Here is a 26843-nt window from a genome sequence, read left to right as displayed (position 1 = left end):
CAACCTTAGTGACGCAACGCCGCTTTACCCAGATCCCAGATCGGCAGGAAGATACCGAGCGCCAGCACCAGCACCATGATGCCGAGGAAGACGATCAGGATAGGCTCGATCTGCGCCGACAGCGTCTTCAGCTCATAATCCACTTCGCGCTCGTACATCTGCGCGATCTCATCCATCAGATCGTCGATGGAGCCGCTCTCCTCGCCCACCGCAATCATCTGCAGCACCACCGGCGTGAACACATTGGTGGCGGCCGCCGTGCGCAGGATGCTGTCGCCGCGCTCGACACCGTCGCGCATTTGCTCCACGCGGGCGGTCAGGTAGGCGTTGTCCACCGTCTGCGCCACCACTGTCAAGGCCTGCACGATCGGCACGCCGCTGCGGCTGGACAAGGCAAAGCTGCGAGCAAATCGCGCCATGGTGGCCTTCAGGATAATCTTCCCGGCCACCGGCACGCGCAGCTTGAACTTATCCCACTGATACAGACCCTTGGGCGTACCGACCCAGGCGCGAAAGCCCCAAATACCGGCCACCAGCGCCACCGCCATCACCGGCCAGTAGCGCACGGTGAAATTGGACGTGCCGATCAGGATGCGCGTCATCAGCGGCAACTCGGTATTAAACCGCGCGAACACCCCGACGAACGCCGGAATCACAAACATATTCACCACCACCATCGCCAGCACCATGGCGATCACCACGAAGGATGGATAGCGCGTCGCGCTCTTGACGCGCTCGCGCATGTCGCGGTCGAACTCCAGGTGGTCGAACAATCGCAGGAACACCTCCTCCAGCCGCCCGGTCATCTCCCCCACCCGCACCATCGACAGATAAAACGGCGTAAACACATCAGGATGGCGGCGCATGGCGGCCGACAGTTCGCGGCCGGCGTCGAGCGACTCGCGCAAATCCTTGATGACTTTGGCGAACGACTTGCTCACCGCCGATTCCTGCAAGCCCGCCAGGCCGCGCATGATCGGCACGCCGGACTTGAGCAGGGTATACATCTGGCGACTGAACAACTGCACATCCATCGACGTGACCTTCTTCTCCAGCAGCCTGGCCCACCAGGTCTCGCCGTCGGCGGTGGTGGCGGCTTTCTTGGTCACCACGATCTCGATCGGCGTCACGCCGGTGTTGAACAGCTGATCGGCCACCGCCCCGCTATCGACGGCCTCCAGTACGCCCTGCATCAGCTCGCCGCGCGCATTGCGGCCCTTGTATGCGAAGAAAGGCACGGATTAGTCCTCGACCTGGTTGCTGATGCGCATCGCTTCCGACACCGTGGTGCGGCCCTGGATCACCAGCGCCACCGCATGCCGGCGCAGCGTTTCGCCGGCCATCTGCGCAGCGGCCGCCTTCAGGAAGTTGGCCGGATCGGCGTCGTTGGCGGCGTCCACCACCGCCCGCGTCATCTCCAGCAACTCGTACACGCCGGTACGGCCGCGATAGCCCATGCCGTTGCAATGCGAGCAGCCCTTGCCGTGGAAATAGCGGCCCTTGTCGACCTTGTCGTTCAGTTCCAGACTCAGCCATTCGCGTTCGGTCGGCGTCGGTTCATAAGGCGTGGTGCAGCTCTCGCAGATCACCCGCACCAGGCGCTGCGCCAGCACGGCCTGCAGCGAACTGCCGACCATGTAGCGCGGCACGCCCATGTCCATCAGGCGCAGCGGCGTGCTGAGGGCGTCGTTGGTGTGCAGCGTCGACAGCACCAAGTGACCGGTCATGGCGGCGCGCAGGCCGATGGCGGCGGTTTCCTGGTCGCGCATCTCGCCGACCAGCACGATGTCCGGGTCTTGCCGCAGCGCGGAACGCAGCACGCGCGCGAAGTTCAGTTCAATCTTTTCGTTGACCTGCACCTGGTTGATGCCGGCCAGCCGGTATTCGACCGGGTCTTCCACCGTGATCAGCTTTTTCTCCACCGAGTTCAGCTCGGACAGCGCGCAATACAGCGTGGTGGTCTTGCCGGAGCCGGTCGGCCCGGTCACCAGCACCAGGCCGTTGGGACGCTGGACGATGGCGCGGAATTTTTCCAGCATGGCGCGCGGCATGCCGATGGCGTCCAGCTTGAGCTGCATGCCGCTCTGGTTCAGCAGACGCATCACCACCGACTCGCCGTACTGGGTCGGCATGGTCGAGATACGCACGTCGATGCGCTGGTTCTTCACGCGCACGGCGAAGCGGCCATCCTGCGGCAGGCGTTTTTCGGAGATGTCGAGGTCCGACATCAGCTTCAGGCGCAGCGCCAGCGATGGTGCGATCTTGATATCGGATTCGGTCTGTAGGTGCAGCACGCCGTCGATGCGGAAGCGGATCTGCAGCCGGCCTTCCTGCGGTTCGATGTGGATGTCGGAAGCGCGCACCTGCGCCGCGTCGTCGAACACCGACTGCAGCAGCTTGACCACCGGCGCTTCTTCCAGGTTGGGATTGGCGGCGGCCAGCGCGCCGAAGTCGACCGAGACGTCGCCCAGATCCTGCTCCAGCTCGCGCGCCAGGTCGGAAATGTCATCGGTGCGGCGGTAGATGCGGTCGATGGCGGCCAGCACCTCGGTCTCGTTGACCACGGCCAGCTCGATGCCCTGCTTGACGATGCGGGCGATCTCGTCATACGCGAACAGGTCGGTCGGATCGGACATGCCGACCAGCAGCACGCCATGGCGGTCTTCCAGCACCAGCGCGCGGAAGCGGCGGGCCTGGGTTTCCGGCAGCAGCCGCACGATCTCGGGATTGATGTTGAAGAACTTCAGGTTCAGGTACGGGATGTTCAGCTGCCGCGCCAGCGCGCCGGCGATCTGTTCCTCGGTAACATAGCCATTCTCGACAAAGACGCGCCCGAGCTTGCGCCCGCTGCGTTTCTGGTCGGCCAACGCCAGACCCAGCTGCTCTTCCGAGAGCAGCTTTTGCTGCACCAGGATTTCCCCCAGCCTGACTTTCTCCGGCCTCGACATACCCGCTCCTTGAAGATGCTCAACAAAACTTGCGGCCATTCTAGTCCAGAAACCGCACTCAGCGCGAGGTGATGTCGCATTCTTCGCACGAATGCGCTACAGTGTGGTTCGTTTCATTCGTCCCAGCTTCCATGACCGTTCCAGCCCTGCGCTTACAGCAAGTCGTCAAACGCTACGGCGCAGCCTCCGTGCTGCACGGCGTGGACCTGGAACTGCGCGCCGGCGCGTGTTTCGGCCTGGTCGGCGTCAACGGCGCCGGCAAAACCAGCCTGATCAAATGCCTGCTCGACTTTTGCGCGCTGGACGGCGGCGGCATTGAGATCTTCGGCCAGCCGCACACCCAGCCCGCCGCACGCCGGCCGCTGGGCTTCCTGCCCGAACGGTTTACGCCGCCCTATTATTTAACCGGCGCCGACTTCATCCGTTATCTGCTGACCCTGCAAGGACTGGCCTACGAGCCGCCAACGGTGCACGCCATGCTGAGCGCGCTGGACCTCGATCCGGCTGCGCTCAAGCGCGCGGTGCGCAGCTATTCCAAGGGCATGACGCAGAAACTCGGGCTGGCCGCCTGCCTGCTGGCGCGCAAGCCGCTGTACGTGCTGGACGAACCGATGAGCGGGCTCGACCCGAAAGCGCGCGCACTGTTGAAAAACCAGCTGCGCGCGTTGCACCAGTCCGGCAGTACACTGTTCCTGACCTCGCACGCGCTGGCCGACGTGGACGAGCTGTGCGACCGCATGGCCATCCTGCACGACGGCCGCATCCGTTTTAGCGGCACGCCGGCCGAATGCCGCGCCGCATACGGCGCGCAGACGCTGGAACAAGCTTTCCTGAATTGCATAGCGTGACCACGACCATGTACCAATCCCACTTCGGCCTGCGCGAATCGCCGTTCAACATCACGCCCAATCCGGCGTTTTTCTATTCCGGCAACGCCCGTGGCGATATCCTGGAGGCCATGCTGTATGCGGTCGGCCAGGGCGAAGGCATCATCAAGCTCACCGGTGAAGTCGGCACCGGCAAGACCATGTTGTGCCGCATGCTGGAAAGCCGCATGCCGCCGCACATCGACGTCATTTACCTGGTCAATCCCAACCTCAACCCGCTGGAAGTGCAGCACGCCATCGCCGCCGAACTGGGCCTGCCGACCTGCGGCCAGCGCGCCGACGAGGTGCAACGCGCCCTGCACGCCGAGCTGATCGCCCGCCACAGCGCGGGCCGCCAGGTGGTGTTGCTGGTCGAGGAAGCCCAGGCCATGCCGCTCGATACGCTGGAAGCGATCCGCCTGCTGACCAACCTGGAAACCGCGCGCAGCAAGCTGCTGCAGATCGTGCTGTTCGGCCAGCCGGAGCTGGACCAGCATCTGGAACTGTCGAGCATGCGCCAGTTGAAGGAGCGCATCACCCACAGTTTCCAGGTGCCGGCGCTGCAGGCCGACCTGACCGGCGACTTCCTGGCCTTCCGCCTGCGCGCGGCCGGCCACGCGGGTCCGGCGCTGTTCAGCCCGGCTGCCGCCCGGCTCATCGCCGAGGCCTCGCAAGGCATCGTGCGCCGCATCAACATCCTGGCCGACAAGGCGCTGCTGGCCGCGTTTGCCGACGACGCCGAGACGGTCGACGTGCATCACGCCCGCCAGGCCATCCTGGAATCGCCATTCGGGCGGCGGCGCGGCCGCTGGCGGCCAAAACCTGTTGTTTTGATGGTCGTATTAATTGGGGCCATCTGCGGCCTCGTCCTTGCAGTGGCAGCATTTTTATAAGATGATGGCACCTATAATTGCAAAAGCACAACAAAAAGAACAACTTCCTGCATTCTCCTGGGCCTTAAAGAAACGATGAAAAACTTCAGCTCCCCTCTGGTCCCTGTAGTCTGCAGCGTCCTGCTGAGTGCTTGCGCCAGCCAAACCATTTCCCCCTCCCCGGTCCACATCAGCGAGCCGCCACCGGCGGCCGGGGCGATTCCTGACACAGTGCAGCAAAGCGTGGCCCTGCCGCCGCCGAAACCGGCCGCCAAGGTGGAAACCTACAGCGTGACCGTGCACAAGGTGCCGGTGCAGTCGCTGCTGTTCGCGCTGGCGCGCGACGCCGGCCTGAACGTCGACGTCCATCCCGGCATCGAGGGCACGGTCACGCTGAACGCGCTGGACCAGACGCTGCCGCAACTGCTGAGCCGCATCCAGCGCCAGGTCGATATGCGCTATGAAATCAGCGGCAGCACCCTGATCGTGCTGCCGGACACGCCGGAGTGGCGCAATTACAAGGTCGACTACGTCAACATCGCGCGCAGCACCACGAGCAGCGTGAACATCGCCACCCAGATTTCCACCACCGGCGGCGGCAACAACGGCGACTCGGGCGCGAGCGCCAATCAGGGATCGCAGCAACAGAGCTACAACCAATCGAATAATAGCGGCAACAGCAACAACAATAATAATAACTACAATAACAACAACAACGGTTCGCAACCGCCTACGAACAACGGCCCGTCCGGCAACGGCAACAACAATTCCACCACGGTGGTCAACAACCGTTCGGACAACAATTTCTGGTACGTCCTCGAAAAGAACATCCGCGACATGTTGCGCGCTTCCTCGTCGGACAGTGCCACATCCGATTCCTTGGGCGGCCTTCAGGCGCAGGCCGGAGCCAACGGCCTGGGGCAGCAGGGAATCAACGGCCTGGGCCAACCGGGAGCCAACGGCCTCGGCCAGGCTGGCGTCGCCGCAGGCGGGGTCGATAACCGCGCCAGCGCGCGCAACTCGGTGATCGTCAATGCTGAGGGCGGCCTGATCGCCGTGCGCGCCACCGCGCGCCAGCACGACAAGATCCAGCAATTCCTCGACGTGGTGCTGGGCGCGGCCAAGCGCCAGGTGCTGATCGAGGCCACCATTATTGAAGTCAAGCTCAGCGACGCCTACCAGCAAGGCATCAACTGGGCCAGCATCGGCGGCGGCGGCCTGAAAATGACCCAGGGCGCGGTCGGCACCGCCGGCCTGCCGAGCAATGTGGCGGTGGGCGCCACGCCGGGCCTGTTCGTGCTGAACTACGTCAACCCGACCAGCCGGCTCGGCAACATCGCCGCCACCATCCAGCTGCTGGAATCGTTCGGCAAGGTGAAAGTGCTGTCGAGCCCGAAAATCAGCGTGTTGAACAACCAGACCGCGCTGCTCAAGGTGGTCGACAACAATGTGTTCTTCTCGATCAAGGTCACGCCGGCCATCCTCAACGCCAACGGCGGCGTGAGCACGCCGGCTACCTACGAATCGCGCCTGGAAACGGTGCCGGTCGGCTTCGTCATGAGCGTGACGCCGCAGATTTCCGACAGCGACGAAGTCACCCTCAACGTGCGGCCGACGATTACCCGCGTGGTCGGCAAGGTCAAGGACCCGAACCCGGCGCTGGCCGCCGCCAACGTCACCAGCGAAGTGCCGGTGATCCAGGCGCGCGAGCTGGAGTCCATCATGAAGGTCAACAGCGGCCAGATCGCCGTGATGGGCGGCCTGATGCAGGATTCGGTGGACAACACCCGCGACAGCGTGCCGCTGCTGGGCCGTATCCCGGTGTTCGGCGACCTGTTCTCCTACCGCAACGAGAACACCACCAAGACCGAACTGGTGATCTTCATGCGCCCGGTGGTGGTCAAGGACGCCAGCCTCAATGGCGACTACAAGGATTACCGCTACATCCTGCCGGGCCAAACGCCCCGAACCGAACAGTCCCCCGCTCCTAAGGCCAATGGATCATGAGTCTCTTAATGCAGGCGCTCAAGAAAGCCGAGCGCGCAAAACAAAACTCGCTCGCCGACGACGAGCAGGACAAACCGTCGGAAGCGTTTGACGAGATCCTGGCGCTGACGCCGGAACCGGCCAGGCCGGCAACCGCGCCGGCCCCGGCGCCGGCCGCGCGTTCGTTCAGCCTGGAAGGCCTGAGCCTGGAGCCGATGGCGGGCGACGCACCGGGCGGCGCCGCGCCGGCCGCCAGCGAGCCGCGTCCATCGCCCAGCCCCCTGCCCGCCGCCAGCGACCACAAGGACGCCGGCCTGACGCTGGATCTGGTGCCCGATCCGTCCGCGCCGGCCAGCCCGGCAGCGGCAGCTCCGGCCAGCGCGCCGGCGCCATCAACAGCGACCGCAACGGCGGCGCGCGCCTCTGCCCAGCCAGCATCGACTTACGCCACTCGCCCGGCTGACGCCGCGGCAGCAGGCGCCACCGCAGCGGCTGCAACTGCAGCTGCCACGGCCGCTGCGGAAACAGCAGCAGGCGCAGCTAACTCAGCCGCAACAGCCGCCGCCGCAGCGCGCGCCAGCGCCGCACAAGCCAGCGCCGCCGGTAAAGGCGCCGCGCCGGCTGGCGACGACAAACCGCGCGCCGCCGCCCGCGCCCGCGCCCGCGCGCGCGCCGCAGCCACCACCGAACCGACCGGCATGGACCCGGAACGCCTGCGCCTGATCGGCCTGATCGCCCTGGTGGTGATCCTGGTCGGCGGCTTCGGCCTGTACTACTGGCGCGCCCTGACCGCGCCGGGCGCCGGCGCCGACCTGCCACCCGTGCCGATGCCGCCACCCGGCGCCACCGGCGCCACGCCCGCGCAAGCCATCGTCAGCGTCATCGCTCCCGGCGCCTCGGCTGGCGGTACAGCCGGCGATCCGTCCGCCAACGCCGACGCCGCCCTCGACGACCCGATGCTGTCTTCGGGCGGCGGCAACCGCGCCGCCCAGCAGGCGCTGGAACGCCGCATCGCCAAGACCGAGGAAGAGCTGGCCGCCGCACGCCAGGCCATCCAGGCGGCCACGGCCGCCGCCACCGCGCCGCGCGTCGAGCAGATGCCGCCATTGGCCGCCGCCGAGAGCGGCGAGATCCGCGTGGCCCGCAGCAGCCAGCCGTCGGCCGTGTCGCCGGCGCTGGACGGCGCCTACACCGCCTTCAACAGCGGCGACCTGCCCACCGCCCAGCAACAGTACGACGCCGCGCTAAGCCAGGACCCCAACAACCGCGACGCCCTGCTCGGCGCCGCCGCCGTGGCCGCGCGCCAGAACCAGAAGGACAAGGCCGCCGCCTACTACCTGCGCCTGCTGGAACTGGCGCCCAACGACGGCGCCGCCACCGCCGGCCTGATCGGCCTGCGCCAGGGCGACATCAGCCAGAGCGAAGCGCGCCTGAAAGCCATCCTGGCCGGCAATCCGGAAGCGGCGCCGGTGCTGTTCGCGCTCGGCAACCTGTACTCGCAGCAAGGCCGCTGGTCGGACGCGCAACAGGCCTACTTCCGCGCCACCGGCGCGGCGCCGGACAATCCGGACTACGCCTACAACCTGGCCGTCGGCCTGGACCGCCTGAACCAGCCCAAGCTGGCGCTGACCTATTACCAGCGCGCGCTGGCGCTGGCGCAGGACAAGGCCGTCGGCTTCGACCGCAACGCGCTGCGCAAGCGCATGCACGAACTGAGCACCTCGCACTAGACACATGGCCGAACAACCTAAACTCCCGCTCGGCAAACTGCTGATTCAAAAAGGCATCATCAGCGAAGACCAGCTGCGCATCGCGCTGATCGAGCAGAAAAGCAGCAACGAGCCGTTGGGGAAACTGCTGATCTCGCTGGGCTTCGTCACCGAAGCCACGGTACGCGAGGCGCTGTCCGAAAACCTCAACACCCAAAGCGCCGACCTCAACAGCCTGGTGGTGGACGCCATCGCCCTCAAGCTGATCCCCAAGGACGTGGCCAAGCGCTACCGCGTGTTCCCGATCGTCTACGAACGCGCCACGGACAACCTGATCCTGGCCATGTCCGACACCAGCAACATCGTCGCGCTGGACCAGATCAGCGCCATGCTGGTCAAGGGCATCACCATCACGCCGCTGCTGGTCAACGAGTCCGACATCCAGCGCGCCATCGACCAGTTCTACGGCTTCGAACTGTCGATCGACGGCATCCTGCACGAAATCGAAACCGGCGAAGTCAACTACGCCAGCCTGGGCACCACCTCGGACGAATACAGCCAGCCCATGGTGCGCCTGATCGACGCCATCCTGGCCGACGCGGTGCAGAACGGCGCCTCCGACTTGCACTTCGAGCCGGAGCAAAGCTTCCTGCGCATCCGCTACCGCATCGACGGCATCCTGCGCCAGATCCGCAGCCTGCACAAATCCTACTGGCCGGCCATGGCCGTGCGCCTGAAGGTGATGTCGACCATGAACATCGCCGAAACGCGCGCGCCGCAGGACGGCCGCATTTCGATCAAGTTCAGCGGCCGGCAGATCGATTTCCGCGCCTCGGCCCAGCCCACCACCCACGGCGAGAACTTCGTGCTGCGCGTGCTGGACCGCCAGAAAGGCATCGTGCCGCTCGACGGCCTGGGCCTGGCCGAGGAAGAACTGAGCCTGCTGAAGCTGATGATCGCCCGTCCCGACGGCGTGATCCTGGTGACCGGGCCGACCGGCTCCGGCAAGACCACCACCCTGTATTCGATCCTGAACCACATCAACACCGAAAGCGTCAACATCATGACGCTGGAAGACCCGGTCGAATACCCGATGAACATGATCCGCCAAACCTCGGTCAACGAGTCGGCCAAGATGGGCTTTGCCGAAGGCATCCGTTCGATGATGCGGCAAGATCCGGACGTGATCCTGGTGGGCGAGATCCGCGACAAGGAAACCGCCGAAATGGCCTTCGCCGCCGCCATGACCGGCCACCAGGTGTATTCCACCCTGCACACCAACTCGGCCATCGGCTCGATTCCGCGCCTGCTCGACATCGGCGTGCTGCCCGACATCATGGCCGGCAACATCATCGGCATCGTCGCCCAACGCTTGGTGCGCAAGCTGTGCCCGGCCTGCCGCGAGGCCCACGTGGCCGACGACATCGAACGCCGCCTGCTGGCCATCCCCGACGACAGCGGCCCGCAAACCCTGTACCGCCCGGTCGGCTGCGACAAGTGCTCGCACCAGGGTTACAAGGGCCGCATCGCCATCATCGAACTGCTGAAGATGACGCCCGAGCTGGATGAACTGATCGCACGCCGCGCCTCCACGCGCGAGCTCAAGACGGCCGCCGCCAGCGGCGGTTTCCATAGCCTGATCGACGACGGCCTGCGCCGCGTGCTCGAAGGCGTCACCACGCTGGAGGAAGTCGGCCGCGTGGTGGACCTCACCGAAAGGCTGGGCTGATGCCGCAATACCTCTACCGCGCGATGGACGCCGCCGGCGCTATCCAGCCCGGCAATATGGACGCCGCCAACGAGCCGGACCTGGAGCTGCGCCTGCACCGCATGGGGCTGGACCTGATCGACTGCCGCGTCTCGCGCACCCGCGTGGTGGCGCTCAAGCGCGTGATCACCCGCAAGGATCTGATCAATTTCTGCTTCCACATGGACCAGATGACCGGCGCCGGCGTGCCCATCCTGGACGGCTTGAACGACCTGCGCGACAGTATCGACCACCCGCGCTTCCGCGAGATGATCACCGGCCTGATCGAGAACATCGAGGGCGGCAAGCAACTGTCGGCCTCGATGGCGGCCTATCCGGAAGTGTTCGACGTCACCTTCACCAGCCTGATCATGGCCGGCGAGCAGAGCGGCAAGTTGACGGAAGTGTTCCGCAACCTGTCGGAAACCCTGAAATGGCAGGACGAGCTGGCCTCGCAGACCAAGAAGATCATCATGTACCCGGCCGCCGTCGGCCTGTTCGTCACCGGCGTGATGTTCTTCCTGATGATCTACCTGGTGCCGCAGCTGACCTCCTTCGTCAAGAACATGGGCAACACGCTGCCGTTCCACACCAAGGCGCTGATCTTCGTCTCCAACATCTTCATCAACTACTGGTACATCATGCTGGCGCTGCCGCTGGTCGCCTTCTTCGGCCTGCGCGCCTGGCTGGCGCGCAGCGAACAGGCGCGCTACGCGGCGGACGGTTTCAAGCTGCGCATCTGGCTGGTCGGCCCGGTGCTGCACAAGATCATCCTGGCGCGCTTCGCCACCTTCTTCGCCATGATGTATGCGTCCGGCATCACCATCCTCGAATGCATCCGCCTGTCCGAGGGCATCGTCGGCAACCGCGTGGTGGCGGCCGGCCTGCGCCGCGCGGCGCAGCAGATTTCCGAGGGCCAGGGCATCACCGCCGCCTTCCAGAACACCGGCATCTTCCCGCCGCTGGTGATCCGCATGCTCAAGGTGGGCGAATCGACCGGCGCGCTCGACGGCGCGCTGCGCAACGTCAGCTACTTCTACAACCGCGAAGTCAAGGAGATGATCGAGAAGGTGCAATCGATGATCGAACCGGCCATCACCGTGGTGCTGGGGGTGATGGTGGGCTGGATCATGCTGTCGGTGATGGGCCCGATCTACGACACGATCAGCAAGATCAGAACCTGAGGCCATCGTGTTCAGCAAACATTTATTCTATCTGACCGGCGACCAGCTGTGCGCCTACCTGTGGCACGGCGGCAAGCTCACCGGCGGCGTCTGCTTCGTCAACAACCGTGGCGGCGTCGACGACTTCATGGACTATGTCGACAGCCATCAGCGCAGCGCGCCGGTCTACATCCTGGCCGACCTGATCGAGGAAGACTTCCAGCGCGTGACCATGCCGCACGTGAGCGGGCGGGCCGCGCGCCAGCTGCTGCAGCGGCGCCTGCTGCAGCAATACCGCGAAACGCCGTTCCGCCACCACGAGGTGCAGGGCCGCGAGGAAAGCGGCCGCCGCGACGACACCGTGCTGCTGTCGGCGCTGACCAATCCGTCCTCGGTGCAGCCGTGGGTGGAGGCGCTGGAACAGATGCAGATTCCGCTGGCCGGCCTGTACACCACCACGCTGCTGAGCGAAGACCTGGTGCACAAGCTGGGCCTGCGCGACCAGCACCTGCTGCTGGTGACGCAGCAGTCGGCCGGCTGGCGCCAGAGCTACTTCCAGAAAGGCATGCTGAAGTTTTCGCGCCTGACGCCGGCCATCGACCGCGACGGCAATCCGGTCAACATCGGCACGGAAACCGCCAAGACCCAGCAGTTCCTCACCAGCCAGCGCCTGCTCGGACGCGGCAACGTGCTACATACCGTGGTGGTGTCGCCGGCCGCCGACAGCGCCGAGCTCGACGCGCAATGCGAGGACGCCACCGAAACCCAGTTCCGCTTCATGACGCTGGAATCGCTGGCCGCGCGCGCCGGCCTGAAGACCGGCGGCGACGAGGTCGACGAGCGCGCCGCGCGCCTGGCCGAGCCGGCCATGCTGGCCTTCCTGGCGCGGCGCGATCCGGAAACCCATTACACGCTGGGCGCCTGGCAGCGCTACTTCAAGCTGTGGCGCGCACGCGTGCGCCTGTACGCCGTCAGCGCCGTGATGACCGTGGTGTGCGCCGCCTGGACCGGCCACAACCTGTGGGAAAAGATCGAGGCCGACCGCGACAGCGCGCGCCTGACGGCGGAAGCGTCGCAGTTCGACCGCCGCTACCGCGACATCATGGCCGAAATGCCGCCGCGCGTGACCACCACCGCCAATATGCGGGCGGCGGTCAATGTCGAGCGCATGTTGGCCACGCAGTCGGCCACGCCGCTGGGCATGGCCCGCATCGTCAGCCAGGCGCTGGAAGGTGCGCCGCAGATCCAGCTGCTGCAGCTGGACTGGAAAGTCAGCGTGCCGGCTGCGGGCGCCTCGGCGCCGACGCCGGGCCAGGAAGACAACCAGGCCGCGCCGATCTCCTCGCTGGTGGCCGGCATCCCCACGCGCGCGCCGCAAAAGCTGGTGCTGGAAGCGGAGATCACGACCCCCGAGGACGACTATCGCGGCGCCGTCGACAGCATGAACCAGTTCGCGCAGGCGCTGGCCCGCCACCCGCGCCTGACGGTGGAAATCGACAAGCCGCCGGTGGACACGCGCTCCTCGGTCAAGCTGACCGGCAAGGCCGGTCCGCAAGCGGCCGCCGCAGGTCGCGCCAAATTCACCCTGAACCTGGTGTGGAAGCCATGAGCCAAGCCCCTGTCCCCGTCAAAAAGCAAGCGGCAAAGGCCGTGGCGCTGCCCTACTGGATCAACGAATTCCCGCTGATCCGCCCGGCCGTGCTGACGCTGGTGGCGGCGCTGACCGTCTCCATCACCGGCGTGCTGCTGAGCCAGTCGAAAATGCGCGACGCCATCGACCTGGCCGAGCACGCGCAGCGCAACCGCGACGCCGCCTACTCGCGCTACGCGCAGGTGGACAACGAAAAACGCGACATCCGCAACTTCCAGCACCGCTTCGTGGCGCTGCGGCAGCGCGGCCTGATCGGCGACGAACGCCGGCTGGAGTGGCTGGACGCGATCCGCCAGGCCCAGGACCAGCTCAAGCTGCCGCCGCTGAGCTACGAGATCGAACCGCAGCAAGTGGTCACGCTGGAGGCGCCGCTCGACCTGGGCGAATTCCAGCTGCGCGGCAGCCGCATGCACCTGCACATGGAACTGCTGCACGAACTGGACCTGTTCAACTTCTTCGTCAACCTGCGCGACAACAGCTACTTCGCCGTGCAGGACTGCTCGATCAAGCGGCTCGGCGTGGTGGCCGGCACGCCGGGCGCCTCGACGCTGGGCGCCGACTGCACGCTGAACTGGATCACCCTCAACACCGCGCCGAAAGCGCCGTCGCTGGCGGTAGCCGGGCCGAAAGGCAAACCATGAAGCGCGCCGCTTCCCCGACCTCCGCTCTGGCCGCCGTTGCCACGGTGGTGGCGCTGGCGCTAGGCACGCCGGCCCAGGCGCAAACCCAGCTCGGCCGCCTGTTCTCCACGCCGGCCGAGCGCGATACGATGGAAGCCGGGCGCGGCAACAGCGCCGCCCTGCTGCCCAATTCGCAGGGCGTGGCGCCGGCCCCCGGCATGCCGGGCGGACCGGCCGCCATGCCCGACATGAACCCCGGCGCCGGGCAAGCCGCACCAGCGGCGGCGCCCACGCTGGCCATGAGCGGCGTGCTGCGCAGCAGCGACAACCGCAGCACGGTATGGCTCAACGGCGTGCCGCAACCTGGCCTGCAAAACAATCTGTCGCGCCAGGACAGCCTGACGGTGACCCTGCCGTCCGGTAAGAAGATCGTGCTCAAGCCCGGCCAGCGCTACGACTTGAACCAAAACCGCATCAAGGATGTAAATGAACAATAAGTACCCGCCTGGCCGGCAATCCGGCTTCTCGCTGGTGGAAATCGCCATCGTGTTGCTCATCATCGGCCTGCTGATGGGTGGCCTGATGGCGCCCATGGCGTCCATGATGGAGCAGCGCCGCGTGACCGACACGCAACGCGCCATGGGCGAAGCGCGCGAGGCGCTGTTCGGTTTTGCGCTCCGTAGCGGCTATCTGCCCTGCCCCGCCATCTCGGCCAGCAACGGGCTGGAAGACCGCAACGGCAATGTCTGCAACAAGCGCTACGGCTACCTGCCGTGGGCCACGCTGGGCGTGCAGCGGCTGGACGGCTGGAACCACCTGCTTGGCTACACGGTCACGCCGGCCTTCGCCAATTCGGGTTTGCTGTTCACGCTGAGGACACCGCGTGACATCACCATCGCCACGCGCGCACTCAACGGCCAGCTCGTCGCGGCCACCGGCATGAGCGACATTCCAGCCGCCATCATCTCGTTCGGCCGCAACGGCTACGGCGCCACCAGCGACCAGAACACCGTGGTGGCCGATGCCGGCAGCGGCAACCTCGATGAAAAAACCAATCTGCAAAGTTCCGGCAACGCCCTGATCACGCGCGACCCGAGCGACGATCCGCGCGCCCCCGGCGGCACCTTCGACGACATGGTGACCTGGGTCTCGCCCAATATCCTGTACAACCGCATGGTGACGGCGCAGCGCCTGCCATGATCGCGCCGGCCGTCACCATCGCCCGCTACACGCTGCTGGAAGCCCTGCGCAACCGGCTGCTGTGGCTGCTGCTGATCATGGCGGCCGGCGCGGTGGCCGTGAGCGGCTTCCTCAACGAACTGGCGCTGACCGAAAGCCGCGCGCTGCAGGCGGCCCTGCTGGGCGCCGTGCTGCGGCTGGCGGCGGTATTCCTGGTGGCCACTTTCGTGGTCACCAGCATGGCGCGCGAAGCCAGCGACAAGGGACTGGAACTGCTGCTGGCCCTGCCCTTGCCGCGCGCCGTCTACCTGTTCGGCAAGCTGGCCGGCTTCGGCGCGCTGGCGCTGCTGCCGGCGCTGCTGTTCGGCACGTTGGGCCTGTTCTTCGCGCCGCCCGCGCAGGCCGCGCTGTGGGCCGTCTCGCTGCTGTGCGAATGCTGGATCGTGGCCGCCTTCAGCGTGCTGTGCATGCTGACCTTGAACCAGGTAATGCCGGCGCTGGCGGCGGTGTGTTCCTTTTATCTGCTGGCGCGCGCGATCGCCACGCTGCAGTTGCTGGGCCACGGCGGCTCCAGCGTGCAAAGCGCCGGCCAGCAGGTGCTCAACACCGGCATCGACGGCCTGGCGCTGCTGCTGCCGCACCTGGACCAGTTCACGCGCAGCGACTGGCTGGTGTACCACAACGGCGGCGGCGGCGACCTGGCGTCCATCGCCGCGCAAACGGCCATCTACGTGGCGCTGCTGGCCGCCGCCGCGCTGTTCGACCTGCACCGCAAGAACATCTGAGGCCCGCGCGTGTCCGCCGCCACCCTCCCCGCACCTTCCTCCGCACGCCGGGCGCCACGCGCGGTGCTGCTGGCCGTGCTGCTGGCGCTGTCCGCGCAACTCCTCTGGCAAGCCAGCCGTCCGCCGCCCAGCGCCCGCGCGCAGGACCTGCCGCCCGCCCCATCGCTGGCGGCCTTGCAGCTGGCCGCGCTGGGCGACCCGGTCGCCCTGTCGAAAGCCACCATGCTGTACGTGCAGGGCCACGACGACCAGGCCGGCGTCAGCATCGCCTGGCGCAATCTCGACTACGGCCGCGTGGTGAGCTGGCTGCAGCGCGTGCTGGAGCTCGACCCGCGCGGCCAGTACCCGCTGCTGGCCGCCAGCGAAGTGTACGGCGCGGTGGCCGATCCGGTGCGCGTGCGCGTGATGCTGGACTTCGTCCACGCCCGCTTCGCCGAAGACCCCAACCGCCGCTGGCCATGGCTGGCGCACGCCGCGCTGACCGCCAAGCACCAGTTGCACGACCTGCCGCTGGCGCGCCGCTACGCCGCCGCGATCCGCCTGCAAGCGACCGGCCCGCAGGTGCCGGCCTGGGCCCGCCAGCTGGAAATCTTCATCCTGGAAGACATGAACGAACGCGACGCCGCCCGCGCGCTGATCGGCGGCATGCTGAGCAGCGGCCAGGTCACCGATCCGCGCGAACTGCAGTTTCTCTCCGAACGCCTGAACCAGCTCGATGCCGGCCGCAAGCCCTAGTGCACTTGATCTTCCACTTGCTATACTACGCAGATAAAAACGAAAGGATTCTTCCATGCGCCACCGTCCACAACCTGCCCGTCAACGCGGCTTTACCCTGGTCGAAATCGCCATCGTGCTGGTCATCATCGGCCTGCTGCTGGGCGGCGTGCTGAAAGGCCAGGGCCTGATCGACAGCGCCCGCGTCAAGAACATCATCCAGCAATCGACTTCGCTGACGGCGGCGGTCAACGCCTACCAGGATAAATTCCGCGCCCTGCCCGGCGACGACGTCCAAGGCACCACCCACGCGCCCGGCGCCACCGGCAACGGCAACGGCGACGGCCAGATCGGCGAATACCTGCTGGCGCCGCAACACCTGGCGCTGGCCGGCTTCATCACCGGCTCCTTCAACGGCACCACCGACTTCATGACCAGCGCCCAGGGCGGCGCGGTCTACATCTACAACGACGTGGTGGCCGGTCGCGGCGGCAACGGCGTGCGCCTGGACAACCTGCCCGACTCCTTCGCCGAACAGGTCGACAGCAAGCTCGACGACGGAAAATACAACACCGGTTCGGTGCGCGCCACCGGCCCGTACACCAACAACGGCAGCGTGATCCAGCGCACCGGCCTGTTCTTCTGAAATTAAAAGCACGTCCGTACTTTTATGGACTAGAATAGCTGTCACCAATAACTGCCAATAACCAGCGGAGACAGCATGTTCGAAGAATTCATCGGTACCAAGGCGGTGTCGGCCCGCCACCAGTTCGACCTGGCGGCGCTGGACGCCTGGCTGCGCCAGCACGTGGCCGGCTACCCGCAGGGCGAGCTCACGGTCGAGCAATTCAAGGGCGGCCAGTCCAACCCCACCTTCAAGCTGAGCATCGGCAGCGCGCCGCACATCCAGCATTATGTGTTGCGCACCAAGCCGGCGCCGGCCGCCAAGCTGTTGCCTTCGGCCCACGCCATCGAACGCGAATACCGCGTCATGGACGCGCTGCAACAGCACGGCTTCCCGGCCGCGCGCCAGTACGCGCTGTGCACCGACGAAGAGGTGATCGGCCGCGCCTTCTACGTGATGGAATTCGTCGAAGGCCGGGTGCTGTGGGACCAGGCCCTGCCCGGCATGACGCCGGCCGAACGCGCCGCCATCTACGATGAAATGAACCGCGTGATCGCCCAGCTGCACACCATCGACTACGCCGCCATCGGCCTGGCCGACTACGGCAAGCCCGGCAACTACTTCGCGCGCCAGATCGAGCGCTGGAGCAAGCAATACCTGGCCGCGCAGACCGAGACCATCGAAGCCATGGACCAGCTGATCGCCTGGCTGCCGGCCAACATCCCGGCCGGCGACGACACCGCCATCGTGCACGGCGACTTCCGTCTCGACAACCTGCTGTTCCACCCGACCGAGCCGCGCATCCTGGCCGTGCTGGACTGGGAGTTGTCGACCCTGGGCCACCCGTTCGCCGACTTCTCCTACCACTGCATGAGCTGGCACATCGAGCCGGGCAAGTTCCGCGGCATCGGCGGGCTGGACCTGGCGGCGCTGGGCATCCCCTCGCAGCAGGACTACATCGCCCGCTATGCCGAGCGCACCGGCAAGACCATCCAGCTGGCCGATTTCAATTTCTACCTGGCGTTCAATATGTTCCGCCTGGCCAGCATCATGCAAGGCATCATGAAGCGCTACGTGGACGGCACGGCGGCCAGTGCGCAGGCGCTGGAGTCGGGCCAGATGGCGCGGCCGATGGCCGAGCTGGGCTGGGCCTACGCCTGCGGCAAGGCCATCTAGGACCGCCGTAAGGGACTCACTTATCGCTGTGGCGGAACGGCCGGCGACGGGATAAAAGCCCTTGGTTAAAACCGTCGGGCTCGGCTACTATCGTGCTGCCAGCACAGAGTGAGGCCAAGGGCGTGCCAGACCAGAAACGCAAACCGTTACCATCCATCCGTTCGCAGATCGCGCTGCTGGTGCTGGCTTGCGCGCTGCCGACGGTGATCGGTTTCGGCGCCCTGGTCGGCAAGTTCTACACCAACGAGCGCGAGTCCCTCAAGCAAGACACCCAGCAAGAGGCGCGCGCCGTGGCCGCCGCCATCGACCGCGACCTGGTGCAAAGCGAAGGCGCCATCACCGCGCTGGCCACCTCGCCCAGCCTGCGCAACGCCGACTTCAACGCCCTGCGGCTGCAAGCCGGCGCCCTGCTCAGCCCGAATTTCCCAGCGTCCCAGTTCATCCTCAGCGACCACACCGGCCGCACCTTGCTCAACCTCGGTGCGCCCCTGCCCGAGCGCTTCAACCCGGTCAGCAACGCGCTCCGGCTGGCGCCGCTGTTCGAGCGCGGCCGGCCGCAGATCTCGCTGATGGTGGTGCAAGGCAGCGCGCTGCTGGCGATCGACGTGCCGGTGTTCCTCGACAGCCGGGTCGTCTACGCGTTCACCTCGCTGCTCAAGCCGGACCGGCTGGAACGCATCCTCAAGGACGAACACATCACCGCCGAGCAGGCCGTCACCCTGTTCGACGCCAACGGCAACATCATCGCCCAGGCCGGCGGCCCGCGCCTGTTGCTGGGCAGCGCGGCGGCGCCCGAGCTGCGCGCGCGGCTGGCCCAGGTGCAGGAAGTGCTGCTGGAAATGGACGACGCCAGCGGCACGCCGGTGTACACAGGCCTGAACCGGGCGCCGGTCAGCGGCGTCGCCGTGGCCCTGTCGACGCCGCAATCGAAAGCCATCCAGGCATCGATGGAAGCGGTGATGGTGATCGCGCTGACCATGCTGGCCGTGCTGGCGGCCGGCTTCTCACTGGCGTGGTCGGTGGGCGGACGCATCGCCGGCTCGATCCGCGAACTGGTCGGCCCGGCGCAGGCGCTGGCCGGCGGCAAGCCGTTCGCCATGCCGGCCGCCACCTTCGCCGAGGCCGACATGCTGGCCCACGCGCTGGGCTCGCTGGAGGGCGACCTGCTGCGCCACAGCCACGAACTGGAAAGCCTGGTGGAGGAGCGCACCCTCCAGCTCGAAAAAAACCGCACCCAGCTGGAAACCCTGTACGCCACCGCGCCCGTCGGCCTGAGCTACGTGGACGCCGAACTGCGGGTGCTGCGCATCAACGACTACCTGGCCGCCCTCAACGAGCAAAAAGTGGTGGCCCACCTCGGCCGCCACATCGGCGACATGATTCCCGACGACGACGTGCGCAACCGCGTGCTGGAGGATTACCGCCAGGTGCTGGCCAGCGGCAAGCCGCTGACCGGCATCGAGCGCAGCGGCCATCCGGCCTCCTCGCCCGACCAACTGCGCCACTGGGTGGTCAGCTACTATCCGCAGTTCGGCACCGACGGCAAGGTCATCGGCATCACCGCGCTGTTGCTGGACGTGACCGACCACAAGCACGTGGAGGCGGAATTGCGGCGCTCGCGCCAGTTGCTCAGTTCGGTCGTCGACAATATGCCGGCCATGATCTTCCTGAAACACGCCGCCGACCTGCGCTACGCCATGTTCAACCGCCACGGCGCCCAGATGTACGGGCTGGACAGCAGCGAACAGCTGATCGGCAAGAGCGACTACGAGATCGCGCCCGCCGAGCAGGCCGACGTCTTCACCGCCGCCGACCGCTGGGTACTGGCGTCCGAGCCGGGCAGCGTCACCGAAATCGCCGAGGAGCCGCTGACCACGCCGGCCGGCACGCGCTATCTGACCACCCGCAAGGTGGCCCTGCGCGACGAGCACGGCCAGGCCACCCACGTGCTGGGGATCGCCTTCGACATCACCGAGCGCAAGCAGGCCAAGGAAGCGTTGCGCGCCACCGCCGAACGGCTGGCCGCCAGCGAGCACTTCGTGCGCACCGTCACCGACAACCTGCCCGGCATGGTGGCCTACTGGGACGCCACGCTGCGCTGCCGCTTCGCCAACCGCTACTTCCTCGACTGGTACGGGGTCGGCCAGAACGACATCCTCGGCGCCGCCATGCCCGAGCTGCTGGGCGCCGAACAATATGCCGAAAGCGCGCCGTATGTGAAGGCCACGCTGGCCGGCGAACCGCAGGGCTTTGCCGGCCGCCTGTGCTGGCCCTCGGGCGAGACCAGCCACACCTGGGTCAATTACATCCCCGATGTCGACGATGGCGGCACGGTAGTGGGTTTCTTTGTGCTAGTCTCTGATGTCACCGAATTAAAGGAAACGGAGTTGCATTTGCAGGAGGTCAACGAGGAGCTGATCGTCGCGCGCGACCGCGCCGAAGCCGCCAGCCGCGCCAAGAGCGAATTCCTGGCCAATATGAGCCACGAGATCCGCACGCCGATGAACGCCATTATCGGCCTGGCACGCCTGCTGGAGGAAGCGCCGCTAGCGCCGCGCGAGCGCGGCTACCTGCACAAGATCCAGTTCGCCACCCAGTCCCTGCTCAGCCTGGTCAACGACGTGCTCGATTTCTCGCGCGTGGAGGCCGGTCAGCTGGTGCTCGAACACGCCAACTTCCAGCTGCAGCACATCCTCGACAGCATCAGCGTGATGCTCAGCGGCAGCGCCTGCGACAAGGGCGTGGAGCTGGTGTACGACATCGACCCGGCCATGCCGACCGAGCTGGCGGGCGACCCCATGCGCCTGCAGCAGGTGCTGCTCAACCTGATCGGCAACGCCATCAAATTCACCGAGCACGGCGAGGTGGTGCTGTCGGTGCGCCCGGCGCCCGGCATGTCCCGGCCCGGCGACCGCGCGCTGCTGGTGGAGTTCCGCGTGCGCGACACCGGCATCGGCATCGCCGCCGGCCAGCAGGCCGGCATCTTCGACGCCTTCTCGCAGGCCGACAGCAGCACCAGCCGCAAGTTCGGCGGCGCCGGGCTGGGCCTGGCGATTTGCCGCCAGCTGGCCGACATGATGGGCGGCGCCATCAGCGTCGTCAGCGCGGCGGGGCGCGGCGCCGAATTCCTGTTCGCCTGCCCGCTCGAATGCGGCGCGGCAGTGGCCGAGGCCCCGGCCGCGCCGCTGTCGGCCGACGCCGCGCTGTCGGTGCTGATCGTCGACGACAACGCCAGCGTGCGCCAGGCGCTGCAAGCGGCCGGCCACAGCTTCGGCTGGCACGTGGCCTGCGCCGCCGGCGCGGCCCAGGCGCAAACCCTGCTGGCGGCGCGCGCCGCCGCCAGCCGTCCCTACGACCTGCTGCTGCTGGACCGCGACATGCCCGGCATCGACGGACCCGCCATGCTGCAACAACTGCCGGCCGGCCTGCACCTGCCGCCGGTGCTGATGATGGTGTCCGAGCACCAGGCCGCCACGCTGGTGCAGCAATCGGCGGCGCTGGGCCTGGCCGGCGTGCTGGCCAAGCCGGTGAGTCCTGGGCGGCTGCTGGGACGGGTCAACGCCCTGCTGGCCGGCGACCACGCCAGCGCCGGCTTGTCCATGCAGCTGGAGCACACGCCGCTGCAGGACCGCCTGAACGGCATGCGCATCCTGCTGGTGGAAGACAATGAAATCAACCAGGAAGTGGCGCAATACATGCTGCTGCACGCCGGCGCCACGGTCGAAGTGGCGGTCAACGGCGAGCTGGCCGTGGCGCTGCTGGCGGGTGCGCCGGAGCGCTACGACGTGGTGCTGATGGACGTGCAGATGCCGGTCATGAACGGCTACGACGCCACCCGCGAAATCCGCCGCCAGGGCTTGCTGACGCTGCCGATCATCGCCATGACCGCCAATGTGCTGGAGGACGACCGCCGCCGCGCCGCCGAGGCCGGCATGAACGCCCACGTGGCCAAGCCGATCGACGTCGAGGAACTGATCTCGGTGCTGACGCGGCTGGTGACGATCCGTGGCGCCACGCGCGAAATGGTGGCGCCGGTGCCGGCCAAGGCGCTGCCGCCGGCCAGCCAGACGCCGCCGTGGTCGCCGCTGCCGGGCATCGATGTCGACGCCGCGCTGGCGCGCCTGGGCGGCAACCAGGACGCCCTGACCGCGCTGCTCAAACGCTTCGAACAGTCGCAAGGCGGCGCCGTGGCCGAAGTGCGCGCCCTGCTGACGGCCGGCGAGCGCCACCTGGCCTTGCAGGTGCTGCACCGCCTGCGCGGCGTGGCGGCCAATCTGGGCGCCACCGACGTCGCGCGCCTGAGCGCCGCCGCCGAAGCGGTGCTGCACGACGAGCACGCCGACACCCTGGCCATGCCCGCCGCGCTGGGCCGGCTCGAGCAGGCGCTGGAACTGGTCACGCGCACCGCCCGCAACCTGGCCGCGCCGGCCCAGGATATTCCCACAAGCAACACCAACCAAGCCGAACTTGCGCAAAAACTGGCGGAGTTGCAAAGTTTGCTTCAGAATAACAATCTGAAAGCACTGGAACACTACAAGGCATTGCGTCCGGCGCTGGCATCGTCCGGACAGGCGCAGGCCTTGGGCGACGCAGTGGAAACCCTCAACTTCAAGGCCGCGCGCCAGATGGTGGAAGACATGTTGCAGCGAAAGGAAAGTGCATGAGCTGGACCGACCTGGCGCGGAATGGACGCATCCTGGTGGTGGACGACGCCATGGAAAACATCCAGATCCTGCACCACGCACTGCGCGAGGAGCACGAAGTGTTGTTTGCGCTGGACGGCGAGCAGGCGCTGCAGATCGCGCTTGACCAGCAGCCGGACCTGATCCTGCTCGACGCCGTCATGCCCGGCATGGACGGATACGCGGTGGTGGCCGCCATGCGCGGCTCGCCACGGTTGCAGGACATTCCGGTGATCTTCGTCACCGCGCTCAGCCAGCCGGAAGACGAAACGCGCGCGCTCGAAGGCGGCGCGGTGGACTTCATCAGCAAACCGTTCAATGTGGCGGTGGTGCGGGCGCGCGTGCGCAGCCAGCTGACCATCAAGCGCCAGGCCGACGCCATGCGCGAGCTCAGCCTGACGGACGGCCTGACCGGCGTGGCCAACCGCCGCAACTTCAACGACACCGTGGACGCCGAATGGCGCCGCTGCGCGCGCGCCGGCCTGCCGCTGTCGGTGATCATGATCGACATCGACCACTTCAAGCTCTACAACGATCACTACGGCCACCAGGCCGGCGACGCCTGCCTGCAGGAGATCAGCGCGGCGATGAAGCGTTGCGCCACCCGCCCTCAGGACTTGCTGGCGCGCTACGGCGGCGAGGAATTCATCCTGCTGTTGCCGCAGGAAGGGGCCGACGGCACGGAAGTGGTGGCCAGGCGGATCATGGACGAAGTGCGCAAGCTCGCCGTCCCGCACGCGGCCTCGCCGACCGCCCCGCACGTCACGTTGAGCATGGGCCTGGCGACCACCCTGCCGCCGTCGGACAGCACCGACCCCAGCACCCTGATCCGCACCGCCGACACCAACCTCTACCGCGCCAAACAAACCGGCCGCAACCGCTACAGCATCAGCCTCGATGACTAGCCGTCGTCAGTAGAAATGCACACCAGGCCTGAGTAACAACTGAAAGATTAACAGCAGCGCCAGAACGCCAGCCAGCGGCCGGGCGAGCGACGCCTCCGCAGGCGCGGCGCCGGCCGAGGCCACACTGGCGCGCCACAAGACCGCATGCAGCGCCACCAGTCCCACCACGGTGACCACCAGCGGCACCATCAGCACTTCTATCCATTCACGCGGCACCCGGAACAGGACGATCAACGGCAAGGCCAGCAAACCCGGTACCGTGACGTATCGGAACAGGAAGCTCGCGGCGCCGACCTGCTGCACATTGCCCACCTGCGCAAGCAGGATCAGCCCGAGGCTGCGTGCCGCCAAGGGAGCGAGCGCCAGCGCCAGCAGCGCGGCGACGTTCTTGCTGGTTGCGCCGAGACCGAAATAGACCATCGCCATGCCGATGTCGCTCTGCTCGCTGAGCGCGCCGATGACCACTTGCGGCAACGCCATGAAAATGCCGCTGAACGCCATCCAGAACAAAAACAGCCGCATGCCGGCAGACTTGCCTGCGCCGCGACGCAACAGCACTGCGCAGGCGATGCCGGCAAGCAGCGTGGCCAGTGCGCCGGTGCCTTGAAACAAGGCCGCCAATGGGCTGTCGCCCTGCCAGCGGTGATTGTTGTGAAACAGCGTGGGACGCAGTCCCGGCACCGCCGCCTTGGGCAGAACCAGGAACAGCTCCTGGATGAAGAAGGTCAGGTTAAACGCCAGCGTGTACAGCAGCGCCGACGCCGACGTCCAACGCCAGTTCCAGTTCCACGCGGCGGCGCTCACGAGTGCTGTTGGAAGCTGCGCTGGGCGGCGAAGCGTTCGAGGTGGTGGTCGACGTCGCCCAGCGTGAGATCGATCATGGTCAGGCGCTTGAAGTGGTGCGCCGCCGGTAGTTCGTCGGTGACGCCCATGCCGCCGTGCAGCTGCACCGCCTGCTGGCCGATGAACTTGGCCGCCTGGCCGATGCGCACCTTGGCCGCCGACGCCACCCGCCGCCGCTCCTCCGTGTCGCACGACATGCGCGCCGCCGCCAGCATCGCCATCGAGCGCGCCTGCTCCAGGTGGATGTACATGTCCGCCATGCGGTGCTGCAAGGCCTGGAAGCTGCCGATCGCCAGCCCGAATTGCTTGCGCGTTTTGACGTACTCCAGCGTGGCGGCGAAGATCGCGTCCAGCGCCCCCACCGCTTCCGCGCACAACAGGCTGACGCCGTAGTCGGCCGCCTCTTCCAGCATGTCCCAGCCGCCGCCCAACTTGCCCAGCAGCGCCGAAGCCGGCACCGCCACGTGGCTGAACTGCACCATCGCCGCGCGCTGGCCGTCGATGGTGCGGTAGTCGCGGATCACCACGCCCGGCGTGTCGGCCGGCACCACGAACAGGCTGATGCCGTTGGTGTCGCGCTGGGTGCCGGCGCTGCGGGCCGAGACGATCAGCGCGCCGGCCTGGCCGCCATGGACCACCACAGTCTTGGTGCCGTCGATGCGGTAACCTTCGCCATTGATGCTGGCGATGGTCTTGATGTCGGCCAGGTCGTGCCGCGCATGCTTTTCGCCGAGCGCGCACGCCAGCTTGAGTTCGCCCTTGGCCACGTCCTCCAGCCGGTGGTGCTGGTTGCCCGCCAGTTGCAGGAACTTGGCGCCCCACACCGTGGCGAAGTACGGTTCGACCACCAGGCCGCGTCCCAGCTCCTGCATCACCACCAGCATGTCGACCGCGTCGCCGCTGAAGCCGCCTTGCTCCTCCGGCACCGGCAAGGCTGTCATGCCCAGCTCCACCAGCGTGTTCCAGGCCGCGTCCGAGACGCCGCTGGCCGAATGCACGATGCGCTGGCGCACGTCGAAGCCGTAATCCTTGTCCACCCAGCGGCGCAGGGCATCGGCAAATTGCAGTTGCTCTTCCTTGAAATTGAAATCCATCGCCGCTCCCTTACAAGCCCAGAATCATCTGGGTGATGATGTTCTTTTGTATTTCGTTGGAACCGCCGTAGATCGAGGTCTTGCGGAAGTTGAAATAGTAGCCGCTCAGCGGCGCGGCGGCGTCGTCGCCGGTCACCGCGTGGTCGGCCTTGCCTTCGAGATAATCGGTATCGAACGGCAGCGCGTCCGGCCCCAACGCTTCGACCATCAGTTCGGTCAGCTGCTGCTGGATTTCCGAACCGCGCACCTTGAGCAGCGACGCTTCCGGCCCCGGCGCGTGCGATTCGCGCGTGATCACGCGCAGCACCGTGGTTTCCAGCGCCATCAATTCGATCTCCAGGCTGGCCACCTTGGCCGCATATACCGGATCCTGCATCAGCGGCTTGCCGTGCTTGTAGTGTTCGGAAGCGATTTTCTTGAGGAACAGCAGCTCGCGCTTGGAACGGCCGACCGCCGCGATGCCGGTGCGCTCGTGGCCCAGCAGATACTTGGCGTAGGTCCAGCCCTTGTTTTCCTGGCCGATCAGGTTCTGCACCGGCACCTTGACGTTGTCGAAGAAGACTTCGTTCACCTCGTGGTCTTCATCGAGCATGATGATCGGGCGCACCGTGATGCCGGGCGATTTCATGTCGATCAGCAGGAAGGAAATGCCCTCCTGCTTGCGCACGGTGCTATCGGTCCGCACCAGGCAGAAGATCATGTCGGCGTGCTGCGCCAGCGTGGTCCAGGTTTTCTGGCCATTGACGATGTAGTGCTCGCCCGCGCGCTCGGCGCTGGTTTTCAGCGAGGCCAGGTCGGAACCGGAACCGGGCTCGGAATAACCCTGGCACCACCAGTCGTCGCAATTCAGGATGCGCGGCAGGTAGTGCGCTTTCTGCGCCTCGCTGCCAAACGCCATGATGACCGGCGCCACCATGTTGACGCCGAACGGCAGGATGGGCGGCGTGCCCGATCGCGCGCACTCTTCTTCCCAGATATGGCGCTGGGTGGCGCTCCAGCCGGTGCCGCCGTATTCCACCGGCCAGCCGGGCGCGGCCCAGCCCTGGCGGGCGACGATCTGGTGCCAGCGCACATAATCCTGGCGGCTCAGGCGCAGGTGATTGCGGACTTTCTTTTGCAGGTCGCTCGGCAGGTTGGTGTCCAGGAAGCTGCGCACCATGTCGCGAAACGCCAGGTCCGCAGCCGTGTAAGTCAAATCCATGCTGTCTCCTTTTTTGCGGCCTTAATAAAAAGCACGACCGTTCATTTCATTGTAGCCCATGTTTCTTTAAAAGGGCG

Annotated in this window: 21 protein-coding genes; 16 read left to right on the top strand and 5 right to left on the bottom strand. The window is 66.6% G+C overall.

What is annotated here, in order from left to right; all coding sequences use genetic code 11:
* Nucleotides 1–5: 5 nt before the first annotated feature.
* Together ACXZ1M_RS26145 and ACXZ1M_RS26140 are read right to left on the bottom strand one after the other, a co-directional pair.
* Nucleotides 6–1238 (bottom strand): type II secretion system F family protein, encoded by a 1233-nt coding sequence (locus tag ACXZ1M_RS26145; RefSeq protein WP_459050515.1) that lies wholly within the window; start codon nt 1236–1238, stop codon nt 6–8.
* Between the two features lie 3 nt (nt 1239–1241).
* On the bottom strand, nt 1242–2948 hold the full coding sequence (locus ACXZ1M_RS26140; protein WP_459050514.1) for a GspE/PulE family protein: 1707 nt from the start codon (nt 2946–2948) through the stop codon (nt 1242–1244).
* A gap of 131 nt (nt 2949–3079) precedes the next feature.
* Between ACXZ1M_RS26140 and ACXZ1M_RS26135 the strand changes: the two genes are divergently transcribed.
* The 16 genes from ACXZ1M_RS26135 (at nt 3080) to ACXZ1M_RS26060 (ending at nt 23628) form a co-directional block, all read left to right on the top strand.
* Nucleotides 3080–3796 carry an ABC transporter ATP-binding protein gene (locus ACXZ1M_RS26135; protein WP_459050513.1) on the top strand — a complete coding sequence of 239 codons (717 nt, stop codon included), beginning with the start codon at nt 3080–3082 and terminating at the stop codon, nt 3794–3796.
* An 8-nt stretch (nt 3797–3804) separates the two neighbouring features.
* The gene (locus ACXZ1M_RS26130; protein ID WP_459050512.1) at nt 3805–4707 is read left to right on the top strand and encodes an ExeA family protein; all 903 of its coding nucleotides are present in this window, start codon (nt 3805–3807) and stop codon (nt 4705–4707) included.
* 75 nt (nt 4708–4782) lie between these two features.
* Nucleotides 4783–6693, top strand: coding sequence for a pilus (MSHA type) biogenesis protein MshL (gene mshL, locus ACXZ1M_RS26125; protein WP_459050511.1), 1911 nt, complete (start codon nt 4783–4785; stop codon nt 6691–6693).
* Nucleotides 6690–8402 carry a tetratricopeptide repeat protein gene (locus tag ACXZ1M_RS26120; RefSeq protein ID WP_459050510.1) on the top strand — a complete coding sequence of 571 codons (1713 nt, stop codon included), beginning with the start codon at nt 6690–6692 and terminating at the stop codon, nt 8400–8402. The genes mshL and ACXZ1M_RS26120 overlap by 4 nt, the downstream gene beginning before the upstream one ends.
* 4 nt (nt 8403–8406) lie before the next feature.
* Nucleotides 8407–10110: a GspE/PulE family protein gene (locus ACXZ1M_RS26115; protein ID WP_459050509.1), complete on the top strand. Its 1704-nt coding sequence runs from the start codon at nt 8407–8409 to the stop codon at nt 10108–10110.
* Nucleotides 10110–11312: a type II secretion system F family protein gene (locus tag ACXZ1M_RS26110; RefSeq protein ID WP_459050508.1), complete on the top strand. Its 1203-nt coding sequence runs from the start codon at nt 10110–10112 to the stop codon at nt 11310–11312. The genes ACXZ1M_RS26115 and ACXZ1M_RS26110 overlap by 1 nt, the downstream gene beginning before the upstream one ends.
* Before the next feature lie 7 nt (nt 11313–11319).
* Nucleotides 11320–12900, top strand: coding sequence for a hypothetical protein (locus ACXZ1M_RS26105; RefSeq protein ID WP_459050507.1), 1581 nt, complete (start codon nt 11320–11322; stop codon nt 12898–12900).
* The gene (locus ACXZ1M_RS26100) at nt 12897–13583 is read left to right on the top strand and encodes a hypothetical protein (RefSeq protein WP_459050506.1); all 687 of its coding nucleotides are present in this window, start codon (nt 12897–12899) and stop codon (nt 13581–13583) included. The genes ACXZ1M_RS26105 and ACXZ1M_RS26100 overlap by 4 nt, the downstream gene beginning before the upstream one ends.
* The gene (locus ACXZ1M_RS26095; protein ID WP_459050505.1) at nt 13580–14059 is read left to right on the top strand and encodes a hypothetical protein; all 480 of its coding nucleotides are present in this window, start codon (nt 13580–13582) and stop codon (nt 14057–14059) included. Before ACXZ1M_RS26100 ends, ACXZ1M_RS26095 begins: the two co-directional genes overlap by 4 nt.
* Nucleotides 14049–14762 carry a prepilin-type N-terminal cleavage/methylation domain-containing protein gene (locus tag ACXZ1M_RS26090; RefSeq protein ID WP_459050504.1) on the top strand — a complete coding sequence of 238 codons (714 nt, stop codon included), beginning with the start codon at nt 14049–14051 and terminating at the stop codon, nt 14760–14762. The genes ACXZ1M_RS26095 and ACXZ1M_RS26090 overlap by 11 nt, the downstream gene beginning before the upstream one ends.
* The gene (locus tag ACXZ1M_RS26085) at nt 14759–15526 is read left to right on the top strand and encodes an ABC transporter permease subunit (RefSeq protein ID WP_459050503.1); all 768 of its coding nucleotides are present in this window, start codon (nt 14759–14761) and stop codon (nt 15524–15526) included. Before ACXZ1M_RS26090 ends, ACXZ1M_RS26085 begins: the two co-directional genes overlap by 4 nt.
* Nucleotides 15527–15535: 9 nt before the next feature.
* Nucleotides 15536–16261: a hypothetical protein gene (locus tag ACXZ1M_RS26080; RefSeq protein WP_459050502.1), complete on the top strand. Its 726-nt coding sequence runs from the start codon at nt 15536–15538 to the stop codon at nt 16259–16261.
* 55 nt (nt 16262–16316) lie between these two features.
* Complete coding sequence (locus ACXZ1M_RS26075) at nt 16317–16886, top strand: type II secretion system protein (protein WP_373991963.1); 570 nt, start codon at nt 16317–16319, stop codon at nt 16884–16886.
* Between the two features lie 75 nt (nt 16887–16961).
* A complete protein-coding gene (locus ACXZ1M_RS26070; protein ID WP_459050501.1) occupies nt 16962–18041 on the top strand; it encodes a phosphotransferase in 1080 nt (359 codons plus the stop codon).
* Nucleotides 18042–18133: 92 nt separating this feature from the next.
* Complete coding sequence (locus ACXZ1M_RS26065) at nt 18134–22705, top strand: PAS domain-containing protein (RefSeq protein ID WP_459050500.1); 4572 nt, start codon at nt 18134–18136, stop codon at nt 22703–22705.
* On the top strand, nt 22702–23628 hold the full coding sequence (locus ACXZ1M_RS26060) for a diguanylate cyclase domain-containing protein (RefSeq protein WP_459050499.1): 927 nt from the start codon (nt 22702–22704) through the stop codon (nt 23626–23628). The genes ACXZ1M_RS26065 and ACXZ1M_RS26060 overlap by 4 nt, the downstream gene beginning before the upstream one ends.
* A 6-nt stretch (nt 23629–23634) precedes the next feature.
* Here ACXZ1M_RS26060 and ACXZ1M_RS26055 read toward each other — a convergent pair whose 3' ends face one another.
* From ACXZ1M_RS26055 to ACXZ1M_RS26045, 3 genes are read right to left on the bottom strand one after another with little or no spacing between them, the layout of a single operon-like run.
* Entirely contained in the window at nt 23635–24432 is a 798-nt protein-coding gene (locus ACXZ1M_RS26055; protein ID WP_459050498.1) for a hypothetical protein, read from the bottom strand.
* On the bottom strand, nt 24429–25565 hold the full coding sequence (locus ACXZ1M_RS26050) for an acyl-CoA dehydrogenase family protein (RefSeq protein WP_459050497.1): 1137 nt from the start codon (nt 25563–25565) through the stop codon (nt 24429–24431). The genes ACXZ1M_RS26055 and ACXZ1M_RS26050 overlap by 4 nt, the downstream gene beginning before the upstream one ends.
* A gap of 10 nt (nt 25566–25575) precedes the next feature.
* A complete protein-coding gene (locus ACXZ1M_RS26045) occupies nt 25576–26766 on the bottom strand; it encodes an acyl-CoA dehydrogenase family protein (RefSeq protein ID WP_459050496.1) in 1191 nt (396 codons plus the stop codon).
* Between the last annotated feature and the right edge of the window lie 77 nt (nt 26767–26843).

It is taken from the genome of Duganella paludis, from assembly GCF_054461335.1.
The sequence above is the reverse complement of the archived record's forward strand: the minus strand, read 5'-3'. Positions and strand labels throughout refer to the sequence as shown.